The sequence below is a fragment of the Enterobacter sp. AN-K1 genome, assembly GCF_020971765.1.
Taxonomy (GTDB): Bacteria; Pseudomonadota; Gammaproteobacteria; order Enterobacterales; family Enterobacteriaceae; genus Enterobacter; species Enterobacter hormaechei_C.
In genome coordinates this window covers 1,182,177-1,195,992 of the sequence record NZ_CP087390.1, presented here as the reverse complement: position 1 = coordinate 1,195,992, position 13,816 = coordinate 1,182,177, and the positions used below count along the sequence as shown (strand labels likewise).

Genomic DNA, 13,816 nt, shown 5'->3' with positions numbered 1-13,816 from the left:
AGGTGCGTACCGCTTCCTTGAGGAGTTGGGGATGCTTTACCATACTGGGTTCTTACCGAACTCGTTAAATGGATGCCACATGTTCAAGCGTCGTTATGCAGCGCTGTTGCCTGCGCTTATTCTCCTGTCCGCCTGTAGTAGCAAACCCAAGACCGAAGCCGCTCAGCCAACGGCGGGCGCGCCTTCCGGAGGATTCCTGCTGGAGCCGCAGCACAATATGATGCAGATGGGCGGCGACTTCGCGAATAACCCTGCGGCCGAACAGTTCATCGATAAAATGGTGAGCAAGCACGGTTTTGACCGCCAGCAGCTGCATGCCATTTTGTCTCAGGCGAAGCGTCTGGACTATGTGCTGCGCCTGATGGACAGGCAGGCGCCGACAGCCCAGGTGCCGACCGGGCCAAACGGCGCGTGGCTGCGCTATCGCAAACAGTTTATTACCCCGGACAACGTGCAGAATGGCGTGGTGTTCTGGAATCAGTATGAAGACGCCCTGAACCGTGCGTGGCAGGTCTATGGCGTGCCGCCGGAGATCATCGTCGGTATTATTGGGGTCGAGACCCGCTGGGGACGCATTATGGGTAAAACCCGCATCCTTGATGCGCTGGCGACGCTCTCCTTCAACTACCCGCGCCGCGCCGAGTATTTCTCTTCCGAGCTGGAAACCTTCCTGCTGATGGCGCGAGACGAACAGGACGATCCGCTCGATCTGAAAGGGTCGTTCGCCGGGGCAATGGGCTACGGCCAGTTTATGCCGTCCTCCTATAAGCAGTACGCGGTAGATTTTAACGGGGATGGTCACATCAACCTGTGGGATCCCGAAGACGCCATTGGCAGCGTGGCCAACTACTTCAAAGCGCATGGCTGGACGCCGGGCGGCCAGGTGGCGGTGCAGGCGAACGGCGAGGCGTTTGGTCTGGAAAACGGATTTAAAACCAAATACAGCGTGGCGCAGCTGGCAGCGGCAGGCTTAACGCCGTCGCAGCCGCTGGGCAATGTTGACCAGGTGAGCCTGCTGCGCCTGGATGTCGGAACCGGTTATCAGTACTGGTTCGGGCTGCCGAACTTCTACACCATTACCCGCTACAACCACAGCACGCACTATGCGATGGCGGTGTGGCAACTGGGGCTGGCGGTGTCTCAGGCGCGTGTGCCGGCAGCGTCACCGTTTAGCCAGTAAGTTACCCTGACGGGTAGGCCGGGTAAGGCAACGCCGCCACCCGGCATGGCTGCATGCACGGTGCGGCCTGATGCCCTCACCCTGACCCTCTCCCACGGGAGAGGGGAATTTTGCAGTAACATTTCGCCACACTCTCATTTCACTCCCACCGTTTACATCTTAACCGTCTTTCATTATTGTTATGTTATAACATTATTTTTGAATTGAGATTTCCATGTCCCTGTTTTCTCTCTCATCCCCGGTTCGGCTGCTGCTGGCGCTGGTGCTCATTCTGTTTCTCGGCCTGGCCGTGCGCTGGGCGGTGGCGTTGCCATGATCGTGATGAACGACCTGGTGGCGGGTTACGAACGCCAGCCCGTTACGCGCGCGCTGTCCGGCGTGATTGAACGCGGGAGCATGACCGCCATCGTCGGGGCCAACGGCTGCGGCAAATCCACGCTGCTGAAAACGCTCGCCGGCTTTATTCCGCCCGTCAGCGGTACGTTTCGCTGGCAGGGGAGACGTCCGGTGGTGGGCTGGCTGGCGCAGCGTCACGCGCTGGAGGCGCAATTTCCTCTGACCGTGCAGGACGTGGTGAGTATGGGCTGCTGGCCAGCAATCTCACTGTTTGCCGGTTTTCGTCGGGATACCCGCATGCGCATTGCTGGCGCGCTGGAGCGCGTGGGGCTGGAGTCCATGGCGTTCTCTACCATAGATGAACTTTCCGGCGGCCAGTTTCAGCGCATGCTGTTTGCCCGCGTTTTGGTGCAGCAGGCGCCGCTGGTGATGCTGGATGAGCCTTTCACCGGCGTCGATGAAGCGACCTGCAACGTGCTGATGGATCTGATGCTGGAGATGTATATGCAGGGGCAGACCCTGCTGGCGGTACTGCACGACAGCGAACGCGTCTCGCGCCACTTCCCACAAACGTTGCGGCTGGATGCTGATACGCCGCACTGGAAAACCGAGCGGGTGAGGGTGGCATGATCTGGCATCTCTTCTTCCAGCCGTTTATTGAGTACGGCTTTATGCGGCGCGCGCTGGTGGTTTGCCTGGCGCTCTCCGTCAGCACCACTGCGCTGGGCGTATTTCTTCAACTGCGTCGGATGAGCCTGATGGGGGACGCCCTTTCTCACGCCATTTTGCCGGGTGTCGCGGTGGGCTATCTGCTCAGCGGGATGTCGCTGCTGGCAATGACTGTCGGCGGGTTTATTGCCGGGATCGCCGTTGCGCTGGTGGCCGGGCTGGTCAGCCGCCGCACGCCGCTTAAAGAGGATGCCAGCTTCGCGGGGTTTTACCTGGGCTCGCTGGCGCTGGGCGTCACGCTGGTGTCGCTGCGCGGTTCAAATGTCGATCTGCTTCATCTTCTGTTTGGCTCCATTCTCGCCGTGGATAGCGCGTCAGCCCTGTTCGTGACGGGCGTTTGCATGTTCACGCTCCTCACGCTGGCGATTTTTTATCGGGGGCTGGTCAGCGAAGCGTTTGATACCGCGTGGTTGCAGGTGAACGCGCGCTGGCTGCCCGGGATGTTACACGGTCTGTTTCTGGCGCTGCTGGTGCTCAACCTGGTAGCCGGTTTTCAGGTGCTCGGCACGCTGATGGCCGTCGGGCTGATGATGTTACCCGCCGTGGCGGCACGCTGCTGGGTGCGCACACTGCCAGGGTTACTTTTGATGGCGGGTATCAGCGGTATTTTTTGCGCGTGGCTGGGCTTAAGCCTTTCCTGGGCAGTGAGTCTGCCCGCCGGGCCCTCCATTGTGCTGACCGCAAGCGCATTGTTCTTTATTTCAGTTTTATTTGGCACGCGCAGCAGGCTGGCGGATAGCCTGCGGGCGCTTTTTTAACGCAAGGGGAAACGATGAAACGTACAGGATTAGCCGTGGCGCTCGCGCTCGGCATGATGACGCACGGCGTAATGGCGAAAACGCTTAATGTGGTGACCAGCTTTTCCATCCTGGGAGACATCACGCAGCAGGTTGGCGGCGATCGTGTGAAGGTGACGACGCTGGTGGGGCCGGACGGTGATCCCCATACTTTCGAACCTTCGCCCAAAGACAGCGCGGCGCTGAGTAAAGCTGACGTGGTGGTGGTCAATGGGCTGGGGCTGGAGGGCTGGCTCGACCGTCTGGTGAAAGCCTCCGGATTCAAAGGCCAGCTGGTGGTTGCTTCGGACGGCGTGAAAACGCACACGCTGGAAGAGGACGGTAAAACCGTGACCGATCCGCACGCGTGGAACAGCGCGGCGAACGGCGCGCTGTATGCGCAAAATATTCTCTCAGGGCTGGTGAAGGCCGATCCTGAAGATACGGCGGCGCTTGAAGCTACCGGTAAACCCTATATTGCGCAGCTCTCTCAACTGGACGGTTGGGCTAAAAAGCGTTTCAGCGACATCCCACAGGCGAAGCGCAAAGTGCTGACCAGCCACGACGCCTTCGGCTATTTCAGCCGCGCCTACGGCGTGACGTTTATGGCGCCGCAGGGGCTGTCGTCTGAGAGTGAAGCCAGCGCGGCGCAGGTAGCGGAGATCATCAATCAGATTAAAGCTGACGGTGTGAAAACCTGGTTTATGGAAAACCAGCTTGACCCACGCCTGGTGAAGCAGATTGCGACCGCCACGGGCGCCCAGCCGGGTGGTGAACTTTACCCGGAAGCGCTGTCCGCGAAGGGCGGCGTGGCGGACACCTACGTCAAGGCGTTTCGCCACAATGTGGACACCCTCGCTAACAGCATGAAATAAGCGTCTCTCTGGCCGATGCGTCCGCATCGGCTTTTTTCTGAAGCCCCCTCGTAAAACCCGACGCGCATCCCCATATTTGATGAGAAAGTGCTATCTTGTGCTGCATGTTTTTCTAAGGCCTGGAGCGAGAATGACTGACCATGAATTGATGCAGCTAAGCGAAGTGGTGGGGCTGGCGCTGAAACAGCGCGGCGCGACTCTCACGACCGCAGAATCCTGCACCGGCGGCTGGGTGGCGAAAGCAATTACCGATATTGCTGGCAGTTCCGCCTGGTTTGAACGCGGCTTTGTGACCTACAGTAACGAGGCGAAAGCGCAGATGATCGGCGTGCGTGAAGCCACGCTTGAGCAGCATGGCGCGGTCAGCGAGCCGGTGGTGATCGAGATGGCGATTGGCGCGCTGAAAGAGGCGCGCGCAGATTACGCTATCTCCATCAGCGGTATCGCGGGGCCGGACGGCGGCAGCGACGTGAAGCCTGTCGGCACCGTCTGGTTTGGCTTTGCCACCTCAAAAGGTGAAGGGATCACCCGCCGGGAATGCTTCAGCGGCGACCGCGAAAGCGTGCGTCGTCAGGCAACGGAATACGCGTTAAAAACGCTCTGGCAACAATTTCTACAAAATACTTGATACTGTATGACTATACAGTATAATTGCCTCAACAGAACAGAAGTCCATGGTGAAGCGCAGTTGCTTCTCCCGGCATGACAGGAGTAATAATGGCTATCGACGAAAACAAACAGAAAGCGTTGGCGGCAGCACTGGGCCAGATCGAAAAGCAATTCGGTAAAGGCTCCATCATGCGCCTGGGTGAAGACCGTTCCATGGATGTGGAAACTATCTCCACTGGTTCGCTTTCTCTTGATATCGCACTGGGCGCTGGCGGTTTGCCGATGGGCCGTATCGTAGAAATCTACGGTCCGGAATCCTCGGGTAAAACTACCCTGACGTTGCAGGTTGTTGCGGCGGCACAGCGCGAAGGTAAAACCTGTGCGTTTATCGATGCCGAGCACGCGCTGGACCCGGTCTATGCCCGTAAACTAGGCGTTGATATCGACAACCTGCTGTGCTCCCAGCCGGACACCGGCGAGCAGGCACTGGAAATTTGTGACGCGCTGGCGCGCTCAGGCGCGGTTGACGTGATCATCGTCGACTCCGTTGCGGCGCTGACGCCAAAAGCGGAAATTGAAGGTGAAATCGGTGACTCTCACATGGGCCTCGCGGCACGTATGATGAGCCAGGCGATGCGTAAGCTGGCGGGTAACCTGAAGCAGTCCAATACGCTGCTGATCTTCATCAACCAGATCCGTATGAAAATTGGTGTAATGTTCGGTAACCCGGAAACCACCACCGGCGGTAACGCTCTGAAATTCTACGCTTCTGTCCGTCTGGATATCCGCCGTATCGGCGCGGTGAAAGAGGGGGATAACGTAGTCGGTAGCGAAACCCGCGTGAAGGTTGTGAAGAACAAAATCGCAGCACCGTTCAAACAGGCTGAGTTCCAGATCCTCTACGGCGAAGGTATCAACTTCCTCGGCGAGCTGGTTGACCTGGGCGTGAAAGAGAAGCTGATTGAAAAAGCGGGCGCATGGTACAGCTACAACGGTGACAAGATTGGTCAGGGTAAAGCGAATGCTATCTCATGGCTGAAAGAGAACCCGGCGGCGGCGAAAGAGATTGAGAAGAAGGTGCGTGAACTCCTGCTGAACAACCAGGACTCTAAACCTGATTTCGTGGTCGACGGCGCGGATGCTGAAGAAACCAACGAAGACTTTTAATCCTCTCGGATAAAAATGAAGGGCTGCTGATGCGGCCCTTTTTGCATTTCTGAATCGACAGGTTTTTTATGAGTGAACCGACATCACGCCGACCAGCCTACTCACGCTTGCTGGATCGGGCCGTGCGTATTCTTGCCGTGCGTGACCATAGCGAACAGGAGCTGCGGCGGAAACTGTCAGCGCCCGTCATGAGCAAAAACGGTCCGGAAGACATTGATGCCACCGCGGAAGATTATGACCGCGTGGTTGCCTGGTGCTACGAGCATCACTATCTGGATGACGGCCGTTTTGCCGCTCGCTTTCTTGCCAGCCGTGGTCGTAAAGGCTATGGGCCAGCGCGTATCCGCCAGGAGCTGAACCAGAAAGGGGTAGCCCGTGAATCGATTGAAAAAGCCATGCGCGAAAGTGAAATTGACTGGTGCGAACTGGCGCGTGAACAGGCGGTACGAAAGTACGGTGAGCCGCTGCCGCGTGAATTTTCAGAAAAAGTTAAAATCCAGCGCTTTTTGCTCTACCGCGGCTTCCTGATGGAAGATATTCAGGATATCTGGCGTAATTTTACCGATTGAACGCATGCGGGATTTTACTTCCCACTAAAGAAAACTTATCTTATTCCCACTTTTTCCAGTAGCTGGTCCGTCCAACTGTTTACAGATACAGATCTGCTGCGACATTTCGTTAGCTTGATTTCAGGATAATTATGAGCAAGAGCACCGCTGAGATCCGTCAGGCGTTTCTCGATTTTTTCCATAGTAAGGGACACCAGGTTGTTGCCAGCAGCTCCCTGGTACCGAACAATGACCCGACTCTGCTGTTTACCAACGCCGGGATGAACCAGTTCAAGGATGTGTTCCTTGGTCTCGACAAGCGTAATTATTCCCGCGCCACAACCTCACAGCGTTGCGTGCGTGCGGGCGGTAAACACAACGATCTGGAAAACGTCGGTTACACCGCGCGCCACCACACCTTCTTCGAAATGCTGGGTAACTTCAGCTTCGGCGACTATTTCAAACACGACGCCATTCAATACGCGTGGGAACTGCTGACCGGTGAAAACTGGTTCAATCTGCCGAAAGAGCGTCTGTGGGTGACCGTGTATGAGACCGATGACGAAGCGTTCGACATCTGGGAAAAAGAAGTGGGTATCCCGCGCGAACGTATCATCCGTATCGGTGACAACAAAGGCGCGCCTTACGCGTCTGATAACTTCTGGCAGATGGGCGACACCGGCCCTTGCGGTCCGTGCACCGAGATCTTCTACGATCATGGCGACCACATCTGGGGTGGCCCTCCGGGAAGCGCGGAAGAAGATGGCGATCGCTACATTGAGATCTGGAACATCGTCTTCATGCAGTTCAACCGTCAGGCCGACGGCACCATGGAGCCGCTGCCAAAACCGTCCGTAGATACCGGTATGGGCCTTGAGCGTATCGCGGCCGTTCTGCAACACGTTAACTCCAACTATGAGATTGACCTGTTCAGCACCCTGATCAAAGCCGTTGCTGAGGTAACGGGCGCAACCGATCTGAGCAACAAATCACTGCGCGTTATCGCAGACCATATTCGTTCCTGTGCGTTCCTGATTGCTGACGGCGTTATCCCGTCGAATGAAAACCGTGGCTATGTGCTGCGTCGTATCATTCGTCGTGCGATCCGCCATGGCAACATGCTGGGCGCGAAGGACACCTTCTTCTATAAACTCGTTGGGCCACTGATTGGCGTGATGGGCTCTGCCGGTGACGAGCTGAAACGCCAGCAGGCGCAGGTTGAACAGGTTCTGAAAACCGAAGAAGAGCAGTTTGCCCGTACGCTGGAACGCGGTCTGGCGCTGCTGGACGACGAGCTGGCGAAACTCAAGGGCGACACGCTGGATGGCGAAACCGCTTTCCGCCTGTACGACACCTACGGCTTCCCGGTTGACCTGACCGCGGACGTTTGCCGCGAGCGCAACATCAAAGTTGACGAAGCAGGCTTTGAAGCCGCAATGGAAGAACAGCGTCGTCGTGCGCGTGAATCCAGCGGTTTTGGCGCGGACTACAACGCGATGATCCGCGTTGATAGCGCGTCTGAATTTAAAGGCTACGAAGAGCTGGCCCTGACCAGCAACGTGACCGCGCTGTTTGTTGACGGTAAAGCCGTAGACAGCATTAGCGCGGGCCAGGAAGCGGTTGTTATCCTGGATAAAACGCCGTTCTATGCGGAATCGGGCGGCCAGGTTGGCGATAAAGGCGAACTGAAAGGCAATGGCTTCAGCTTCAGCGTAAGCGATACCCAGAAATACGGTCAGGCAATTGGTCACCAGGGCAAACTGGTTTCCGGCTCCCTGAAAGTGGGCGAGGGCGTTCAGGCCAACGTTGACGAAGCTCGCCGCGCGCGCATTCGTCTGAACCACTCGGCAACTCACCTGATGCACGCAGCCCTGCGCGAAGTGCTGGGTACGCACGTTGCACAGAAAGGTTCTCTGGTTAATGACAAAGTGCTGCGTTTCGACTTCTCGCATTTTGAAGCAATGAAGCCGTCTGAAATTCGTGCGGTGGAAGACCTGGTGAATGCCCAGATCCGTCGTAACCTGCCAATCGAAACCCACATCATGGATCTTGAGGCAGCGAAGAAGAAAGGTGCGATGGCGCTGTTTGGCGAGAAATATGACGACCGCGTTCGCGTGCTGAGCATGGGCGACTTCTCTACCGAACTGTGTGGCGGTACTCACGCATCCCGCACCGGTGACATCGGCTTGTTCCGCATCGTTTCCGAGTCGGGGACGGCGGCAGGCGTGCGTCGTATTGAAGCGGTGACCGGGGAAGGCGCGATTGCCAGCCTGCATGCGCAGAGCGACCAGCTGCACGAGATCGCGCAGCTGCTGAAAGGCGATAGTCAGAACCTGGGCGAAAAAGTGCGTGTCGCGCTGGATCGTACCCGTCAGCTGGAAAAAGAACTCCAGCAGCTGAAAGAACAGGCTGCGGCGCAGGAGAGCGCAAACCTCTCCAGCAAAGCGGTAGACATTAAGGGCGTCAAACTGCTGGTCAGCGATCTGGCGGGCGTTGAGCCTAAGATGCTGCGTACCATGGTCGACGATCTGAAGAACCAGCTTGGTTCGACGGTTATCGTGCTGGCAACGGTCGCAGAGGGTAAGGTTTCTCTGATTGCGGGCGTCTCTAAGGATGTGACGGATCGTGTTAAAGCAGGGGAACTGATTGGCATGGTCGCCCAGCAGGTGGGTGGCAAAGGTGGCGGTCGTCCGGACATGGCGCAAGCCGGTGGTACGGATGCGGCGGCACTTCCCGCGGCATTAGCCAGCGTTGAAAGCTGGGTAAGCGCGAAACTGTAATAACTACAAAGCACAAGCAGACGCCATAGCGGTAACGTTATGGCGTCTTGCTCACTGCGCTATCGATAACGATAAAGTCAGGTTGAGTTTGTGTATATCGGCTAAACTTACGTTTAACAGAATGTGATGCCGTGACTGCTTACACTTTACGTGTTTGTCATCGCTTACTTTTTGGCGTTATATGATGGATAATGCCGGGATACAAGAGACCCGACTCTTTTAATCTTTCAAGGAGCAAAGAATGCTGATTCTGACTCGTCGAGTTGGTGAGACCCTCATGATTGGGGATGAGGTCACCGTGACAGTTTTAGGGGTAAAGGGTAACCAGGTACGTATTGGTGTTAACGCTCCTAAAGAAGTATCTGTCCACCGTGAAGAGATCTACCAGCGTATCCAGGCTGAAAAATCCCAGCAGTCCAGTTACTGATATTGTCGCGTCTCGCTGTCGGGCGAGACGCAACCCTCCTGCTATTTTTCCTGCATAAAGTTACCGTTCTATTTCAAACGCTTCGTTTTTGACCACTCTCATAATTTTATCTCATCCAAAAGACGCGCTTCTCTCAACACAATTCTGTGAAGATGCCTGCAAAATCCGCTTATAAAACACTCTCTTTGCGGCTTTTACATGCGAATTGGGTGCGAATTGTGCAAACGAAAAAAGCATGTGGAAAATTGTTTGACTTATAAGTCCCAGAAAGTAATATATGCGCCACGCAGCGACGAGAAGCTCTTAACGAGTTGCTCGAAGCACTCGAAAGAGGCGTTGTGTGGTGAGGTGGCCGAGAGGCTGAAGGCGCTCCCCTGCTAAGGGAGTATGCGGTCAAAAGCTGCATCCGGGGTTCGAATCCCCGCCTCACCGCCATTTTGCATCCGTAGCTCAGCTGGATAGAGTACTCGGCTACGAACCGAGCGGTCGGAGGTTCGAATCCTCCCGGATGCACCATCTATTACTTCATATTGCTTTCGAAGTGATATGAATATCGAGCAGTACAGTAGTAAATCCCGATGCATCCGTAGCTCAGCTGGATAGAGTACTCGGCTACGAACCGAGCGGTCGGAGGTTCGAATCCTCCCGGATGCACCATTTTTTACTTCATATTGCTTTTGAAGTGATATGAGTATCGAGAAGTACAGCAGTAAATCCCGATGCATCCGTAGCTCAGCTGGATAGAGTACTCGGCTACGAACCGAGCGGTCGGAGGTTCGAATCCTCCCGGATGCACCATTTTTTACTTCATATTGCTTTTAAAGTGATATGAGTATCGAGAAGTACAGCAGTAAATCCCGATGCATCCGTAGCTCAGCTGGATAGAGTACTCGGCTACGAACCGAGCGGTCGGAGGTTCGAATCCTCCCGGATGCACCATATTCTCCCCCTTTGTTTATTCCTTCGACGTTTCGTCAGCAATCACTCTCTCTGTCAGCGACAAAAATCCCCTTTTACGATAAAGTAATGCTTTGTTAATCGTTTAGCGAGAGCACGATGTACGCACAGTATGACGGTTTGATCTTCGACATGGACGGCACCCTCCTGGATACCGAACCCACGCATCGTCAGGCCTGGACCGAAGTCCTGGGCCGTTACGGTATGCGTTTCGATTTACAGGCGATGATTGCCCTCAATGGATCGCCCACCTGGCGTATCGCACAGGCCGTGATTGAGCTGAATCAGGCCGATCTCGACCCGCATCAGCTCGCGCGTGAAAAAACCGACGCGGTAAAAGCCATACTGTTAGACACCGTGCAGCCTTTACCACTCATTGACGTCGTCAAGGAGTGGCACGGGCGTCGTCCTATGTCTGTCGGTACGGGCAGCGAGAGCGCGATTGCTGAAGCGCTACTCAACCACCTTGGCCTGCGCCACTATTTTTCTGCCGTCGTTGCCGCCGATCATGTTAAACATCACAAACCCGCACCGGATACCTTCCTGCTCTGTGCAGAATTAATGGGTGTTCCACCTGCAAAATGCGTGGTGTTTGAAGATGCTGATTTTGGCATTCAGGCCGCGCGTGATGCCGGAATGGCGGCGGTGGACGTTCGCTTGCTGTGAGTGACGCGCTGTCACTCGCTTCATTATTCGCCAGCAGTTTTTTAAGCTCCACCCTCTTACCGGGGAATTCGGAAGTGGTGCTGGTGGCGATGCTGTTGTCCGGCGTAAGTCAGCCCTGGTTACTGGTCTTAATAGCAACAATGGGTAATAGCCTTGGAGGGCTGACTAACGTTATTCTTGGACGTTTCTTTCCGCTACGCGAAAAATCTCGCTGGCAGGAAAAGGCAGTCGGCTGGCTAAAACGCTATGGCGCTGCCACGCTGTTATTAAGCTGGATGCCTGTAATAGGCGATTTACTGTGTCTGCTGGCGGGATGGATGCGCATCTCCTGGGGACCGGTGCTCTTTTTTTTGTGCCTTGGCAAGGCGTTACGCTATGTTTTACTGGCATGGGTAACACTACAGGGTATGACGTGGTGGCACTAATTGGTGGAATGAATTCGCGACCTTCAATCGTCAACCATTACAATTATGCTGAGTGACAATTTTTTGACAGGCGGGAGGTCAAATTGATCCCGGACGTATCACAGGCGCTGGCCTGGCTGGAAAATCACCCTCAGGCACTGAAGGGTATTCAGCGTGGGCTTGAGCGCGAAACGCTGCGCGTAAATGCGGATGGTAGCTTAGCGACTACGGGACACCCGAAGGCGTTAGGCTCGGCGCTGACACATAAATGGATCACAACCGATTTCGCCGAAGCGCTGCTGGAGTTCATCACGCCAGTAGACGGTGATATTGATCATATGCTGACGATCATGCGCGACGTGCATCGCTTCACCGCCCGCAACCTCGGCGACGAGCGTATGTGGCCTCTCAGCATGCCGTGCTATATCGAGCAGGGGCAGGATATCGAGCTGGCGCAGTACGGCACCTCGAATATTGGTCGGCTGAAAACGCTGTATCGCGAAGGACTGAAAAATCGCTACGGCGCACTGATGCAGACGATCTCTGGCGTGCACTACAATTTCTCTCTGCCGATGGCGTTCTGGCAGGCGAAGTGCGGTGAAACGGATAAAGAAGCGATCTCCGCGGGCTATTTCCGCCTGATCCGCAACTACTACCGTTTTGGCTGGGTTATTCCGTATCTGTTCGGCGCGTCACCGGCCGTCTGTTCTTCGTTCCTGCAAGGGAAACCGACCACGCTGCCGTTCGAGAAGACCGAATGTGGCATGTATTACCTGCCGTATGCGACCTCCCTGCGCCTGAGCGACCTTGGCTATACCAATAAATCGCAAAGTAATCTCGGAATTACGTTTAACGATCTGCACGAATATGTGGCAGGCTTGAAGCGGGCGATAAAAACCCCGTCGGAAGAGTACGAAAAAATCGGCCTCGAAAAAGACGGTAAGCGCCTGCAAATTAACACCAACGTGTTGCAGATTGAAAATGAACTGTATGCGCCGATTCGTCCGAAGCGCGTGACGCGCAGCGGTGAAACGCCGTCGGATGCGCTACAGCGCGGCGGGATCGAATACATTGAAGTGCGCTCGCTGGATATCAACCCGTTCTCACCGATTGGCGTTGACGAGCAGCAGGTTCGCTTCCTTGACCTGTTTATGGTCTGGTGCGTACTGGCGGATGCGCCGGAAATGAGTTCCGACGAACTGCTGTGTACCCGTGCCAACTGGAATCGCGTGATTCTGGAAGGGCGCAAGCCGGGTCTGACGTTAGGTATTGGCTGTGAAACGGCTCAGTTCCCACTGTCTAAGGTAGGGAAGGATCTGTTCCATGACCTGAAGCGCGTAGCCCAGACGCTGGACAGCGTGTACGGCGGCGAAGCTTACCAGAAGGTCTGCGACGAACTGGTTGAAAGCTTTGATAACCCGGAACTGACATTCTCAGCACGTATTCTGCGTTCTATGATTGAGCAGGGAATTGGTGGCACAGGGCGTTCACTCTCAGCGGAGTACCGTGAGATGCTGATGCAGGAGCCGTTAGAGATCCTGAGCGAAGCGGATTTTGTGACAGAGCGTGATGCGTCCGTTGTGCGTCAGAAAGAGGTCGAAGCGGCGGATACGGAGTCGTTTGAGGCGTTTCTGGCGAAGCAGGCCTGAACCAAAAGAAAAAGGCCACATCGCTGTGGCCAAAATATACATCTCTGAATTCAGGGATGATGATAACAAATGCGCGTCTTTCATATACTCAGACGCGCATTCTGTAGAAGAGTTCAGTTTATTTTAAAAAAATCACTATCGGAGGTGACGTATGCCGTTATTAGATAGCTTTACTGTCGACCATACCCGTATGGAAGCACCCGCAGTCCGCGTGGCGAAGACCATGAACACGCCGCACGGCGACACGATCACCGTTTTCGACCTGCGCTTCTGCGTGCCCAATAAAGAAGTGATGCCAGAGAAAGGCATTCACACGCTGGAACACCTGTTCGCCGGATTCATGCGCGACCACCTGAACGGCAACGGCGTGGAGATCATCGATATCTCTCCGATGGGCTGCCGCACCGGTTTCTACATGAGCCTGATTGGTCAGCCTGATGAGAAACGCGTCGCGGATGCGTGGAAAGCGGCGATGGAAGACGTGCTGAAGGTGAAAGAGCAGAACCAGATCCCTGAGCTGAACGTTTACCAGTGCGGCACTTACCAGATGCACTCTCTGGAAGAAGCTCAGGAGATTGCCCGTCATATCATCGAACGTGATGTTCGTGTAAACAGCAATGACGAGCTGGCCCTGCCAAAAGAAAAACTTCAGGAACTGCACATTTAGTATCGTGCCTGTGGATGCCCGGTGGCGCTTCGCTGACCGGGCCTAC

The 13,816-nt window shown here is 55.4% G+C and carries 13 protein-coding genes and 5 tRNA genes; all 18 read left to right on the top strand.

Translation table 11 applies throughout. The features are described from left to right. Positions 1-79: 79 nt before the first annotated feature. On the top strand, positions 80-1,180 hold the full coding sequence (mltB, locus tag LOC22_RS05745; RefSeq protein WP_015571672.1) for a lytic murein transglycosylase B: 1,101 nt from the start codon (positions 80-82) through the stop codon (positions 1,178-1,180). Between the two features lie 312 nt (positions 1,181-1,492). Beyond that, complete coding sequence (locus tag LOC22_RS05740; RefSeq protein WP_015571670.1) at positions 1,493-2,146, top strand: metal ABC transporter ATP-binding protein; 654 nt, start codon at positions 1,493-1,495, stop codon at positions 2,144-2,146. Continuing rightward, positions 2,143-3,003 (top strand): metal ABC transporter permease, encoded by an 861-nt coding sequence (locus LOC22_RS05735; RefSeq protein ID WP_015571669.1) that lies wholly within the window; start codon positions 2,143-2,145, stop codon positions 3,001-3,003. Before LOC22_RS05740 ends, LOC22_RS05735 begins: the two co-directional genes overlap by 4 nt. A gap of 14 nt (positions 3,004-3,017) precedes the next feature. Beyond that, complete coding sequence (locus LOC22_RS05730; protein WP_022649141.1) at positions 3,018-3,896, top strand: metal ABC transporter substrate-binding protein; 879 nt, start codon at positions 3,018-3,020, stop codon at positions 3,894-3,896. 130 nt (positions 3,897-4,026) lie between these two features. Then, on the top strand, positions 4,027-4,524 hold the full coding sequence (pncC, locus tag LOC22_RS05725) for a nicotinamide-nucleotide amidase (protein WP_003862172.1): 498 nt from the start codon (positions 4,027-4,029) through the stop codon (positions 4,522-4,524). Between the two features lie 89 nt (positions 4,525-4,613). Beyond that, a complete protein-coding gene (gene recA, locus LOC22_RS05720; RefSeq protein WP_015571667.1) occupies positions 4,614-5,672 on the top strand; it encodes a recombinase RecA in 1,059 nt (352 codons plus the stop codon). 68 nt (positions 5,673-5,740) lie between these two features. Then, a complete protein-coding gene (recX, locus tag LOC22_RS05715; RefSeq protein ID WP_017382782.1) occupies positions 5,741-6,241 on the top strand; it encodes a recombination regulator RecX in 501 nt (166 codons plus the stop codon). Between the two features lie 131 nt (positions 6,242-6,372). Beyond that, a complete protein-coding gene (gene alaS, locus LOC22_RS05710) occupies positions 6,373-9,000 on the top strand; it encodes an alanine--tRNA ligase (RefSeq protein ID WP_015571666.1) in 2,628 nt (875 codons plus the stop codon). A gap of 241 nt (positions 9,001-9,241) precedes the next feature. Beyond that, positions 9,242-9,427, top strand: a complete 186-nt coding sequence (csrA, locus tag LOC22_RS05705; RefSeq protein WP_000906486.1) for a carbon storage regulator CsrA — start codon at positions 9,242-9,244, stop codon at positions 9,425-9,427. A gap of 342 nt (positions 9,428-9,769) precedes the next feature. After that, positions 9,770-9,862: transfer RNA gene (locus tag LOC22_RS05700), tRNA-Ser, on the top strand. 4 nt (positions 9,863-9,866) lie between these two features. Further along, positions 9,867-9,943: transfer RNA gene (locus tag LOC22_RS05695), tRNA-Arg, on the top strand. A 64-nt stretch (positions 9,944-10,007) separates the two neighbouring features. Beyond that, positions 10,008-10,084, top strand: a tRNA-Arg gene (locus LOC22_RS05690). A 64-nt stretch (positions 10,085-10,148) separates the two neighbouring features. After that, a tRNA-Arg gene (locus LOC22_RS05685) sits at positions 10,149-10,225 on the top strand. A 64-nt stretch (positions 10,226-10,289) separates the two neighbouring features. After that, positions 10,290-10,366 (top strand) — tRNA-Arg (locus LOC22_RS05680). 117 nt (positions 10,367-10,483) lie between these two features. Next, positions 10,484-11,050, top strand: coding sequence for a fructose-1-phosphate/6-phosphogluconate phosphatase (gene yqaB, locus LOC22_RS05675; protein ID WP_015571665.1), 567 nt, complete (start codon positions 10,484-10,486; stop codon positions 11,048-11,050). Further along, the gene (locus LOC22_RS05670; RefSeq protein ID WP_017692791.1) at positions 11,047-11,475 is read left to right on the top strand and encodes a YqaA family protein; all 429 of its coding nucleotides are present in this window, start codon (positions 11,047-11,049) and stop codon (positions 11,473-11,475) included. Before yqaB ends, LOC22_RS05670 begins: the two co-directional genes overlap by 4 nt. An 83-nt stretch (positions 11,476-11,558) precedes the next feature. Continuing rightward, positions 11,559-13,103, top strand: coding sequence for a glutamate--cysteine ligase (gene gshA, locus LOC22_RS05665; protein WP_023295314.1), 1,545 nt, complete (start codon positions 11,559-11,561; stop codon positions 13,101-13,103). Between the two features lie 151 nt (positions 13,104-13,254). Next, entirely contained in the window at positions 13,255-13,770 is a 516-nt protein-coding gene (gene luxS / locus LOC22_RS05660) for an S-ribosylhomocysteine lyase (RefSeq protein ID WP_017382778.1), read from the top strand. The last annotated feature ends 46 nt before the right edge of the window (positions 13,771-13,816 follow it).

What these genes read in the sequence shown, in the direction of transcription:
- yqaB (WP_015571665.1), top strand. Translation starts at nt 10,484, where the DNA reads ATGTACGCACAGTATGACGGTTTGATCTTCGACATGGACGGCACCCTC.
- LOC22_RS05735 (WP_015571669.1), top strand. Translation starts at nt 2,143, where the DNA reads ATGATCTGGCATCTCTTCTTCCAGCCGTTTATTGAGTACGGCTTTATG.
- LOC22_RS05730 (WP_022649141.1), top strand. Translation starts at nt 3,018, where the DNA reads ATGAAACGTACAGGATTAGCCGTGGCGCTCGCGCTCGGCATGATGACG.
- recX (WP_017382782.1), top strand. Translation starts at nt 5,741, where the DNA reads ATGAGTGAACCGACATCACGCCGACCAGCCTACTCACGCTTGCTGGAT.
- alaS (WP_015571666.1), top strand. Translation starts at nt 6,373, where the DNA reads ATGAGCAAGAGCACCGCTGAGATCCGTCAGGCGTTTCTCGATTTTTTC.
- LOC22_RS05740 (WP_015571670.1), top strand. Translation starts at nt 1,493, where the DNA reads ATGATCGTGATGAACGACCTGGTGGCGGGTTACGAACGCCAGCCCGTT.
- mltB (WP_015571672.1), top strand. Translation starts at nt 80, where the DNA reads ATGTTCAAGCGTCGTTATGCAGCGCTGTTGCCTGCGCTTATTCTCCTG.
- pncC (WP_003862172.1), top strand. Translation starts at nt 4,027, where the DNA reads ATGACTGACCATGAATTGATGCAGCTAAGCGAAGTGGTGGGGCTGGCG.
- recA (WP_015571667.1), top strand. Translation starts at nt 4,614, where the DNA reads ATGGCTATCGACGAAAACAAACAGAAAGCGTTGGCGGCAGCACTGGGC.
- luxS (WP_017382778.1), top strand. Translation starts at nt 13,255, where the DNA reads ATGCCGTTATTAGATAGCTTTACTGTCGACCATACCCGTATGGAAGCA.
- csrA (WP_000906486.1), top strand. Translation starts at nt 9,242, where the DNA reads ATGCTGATTCTGACTCGTCGAGTTGGTGAGACCCTCATGATTGGGGAT.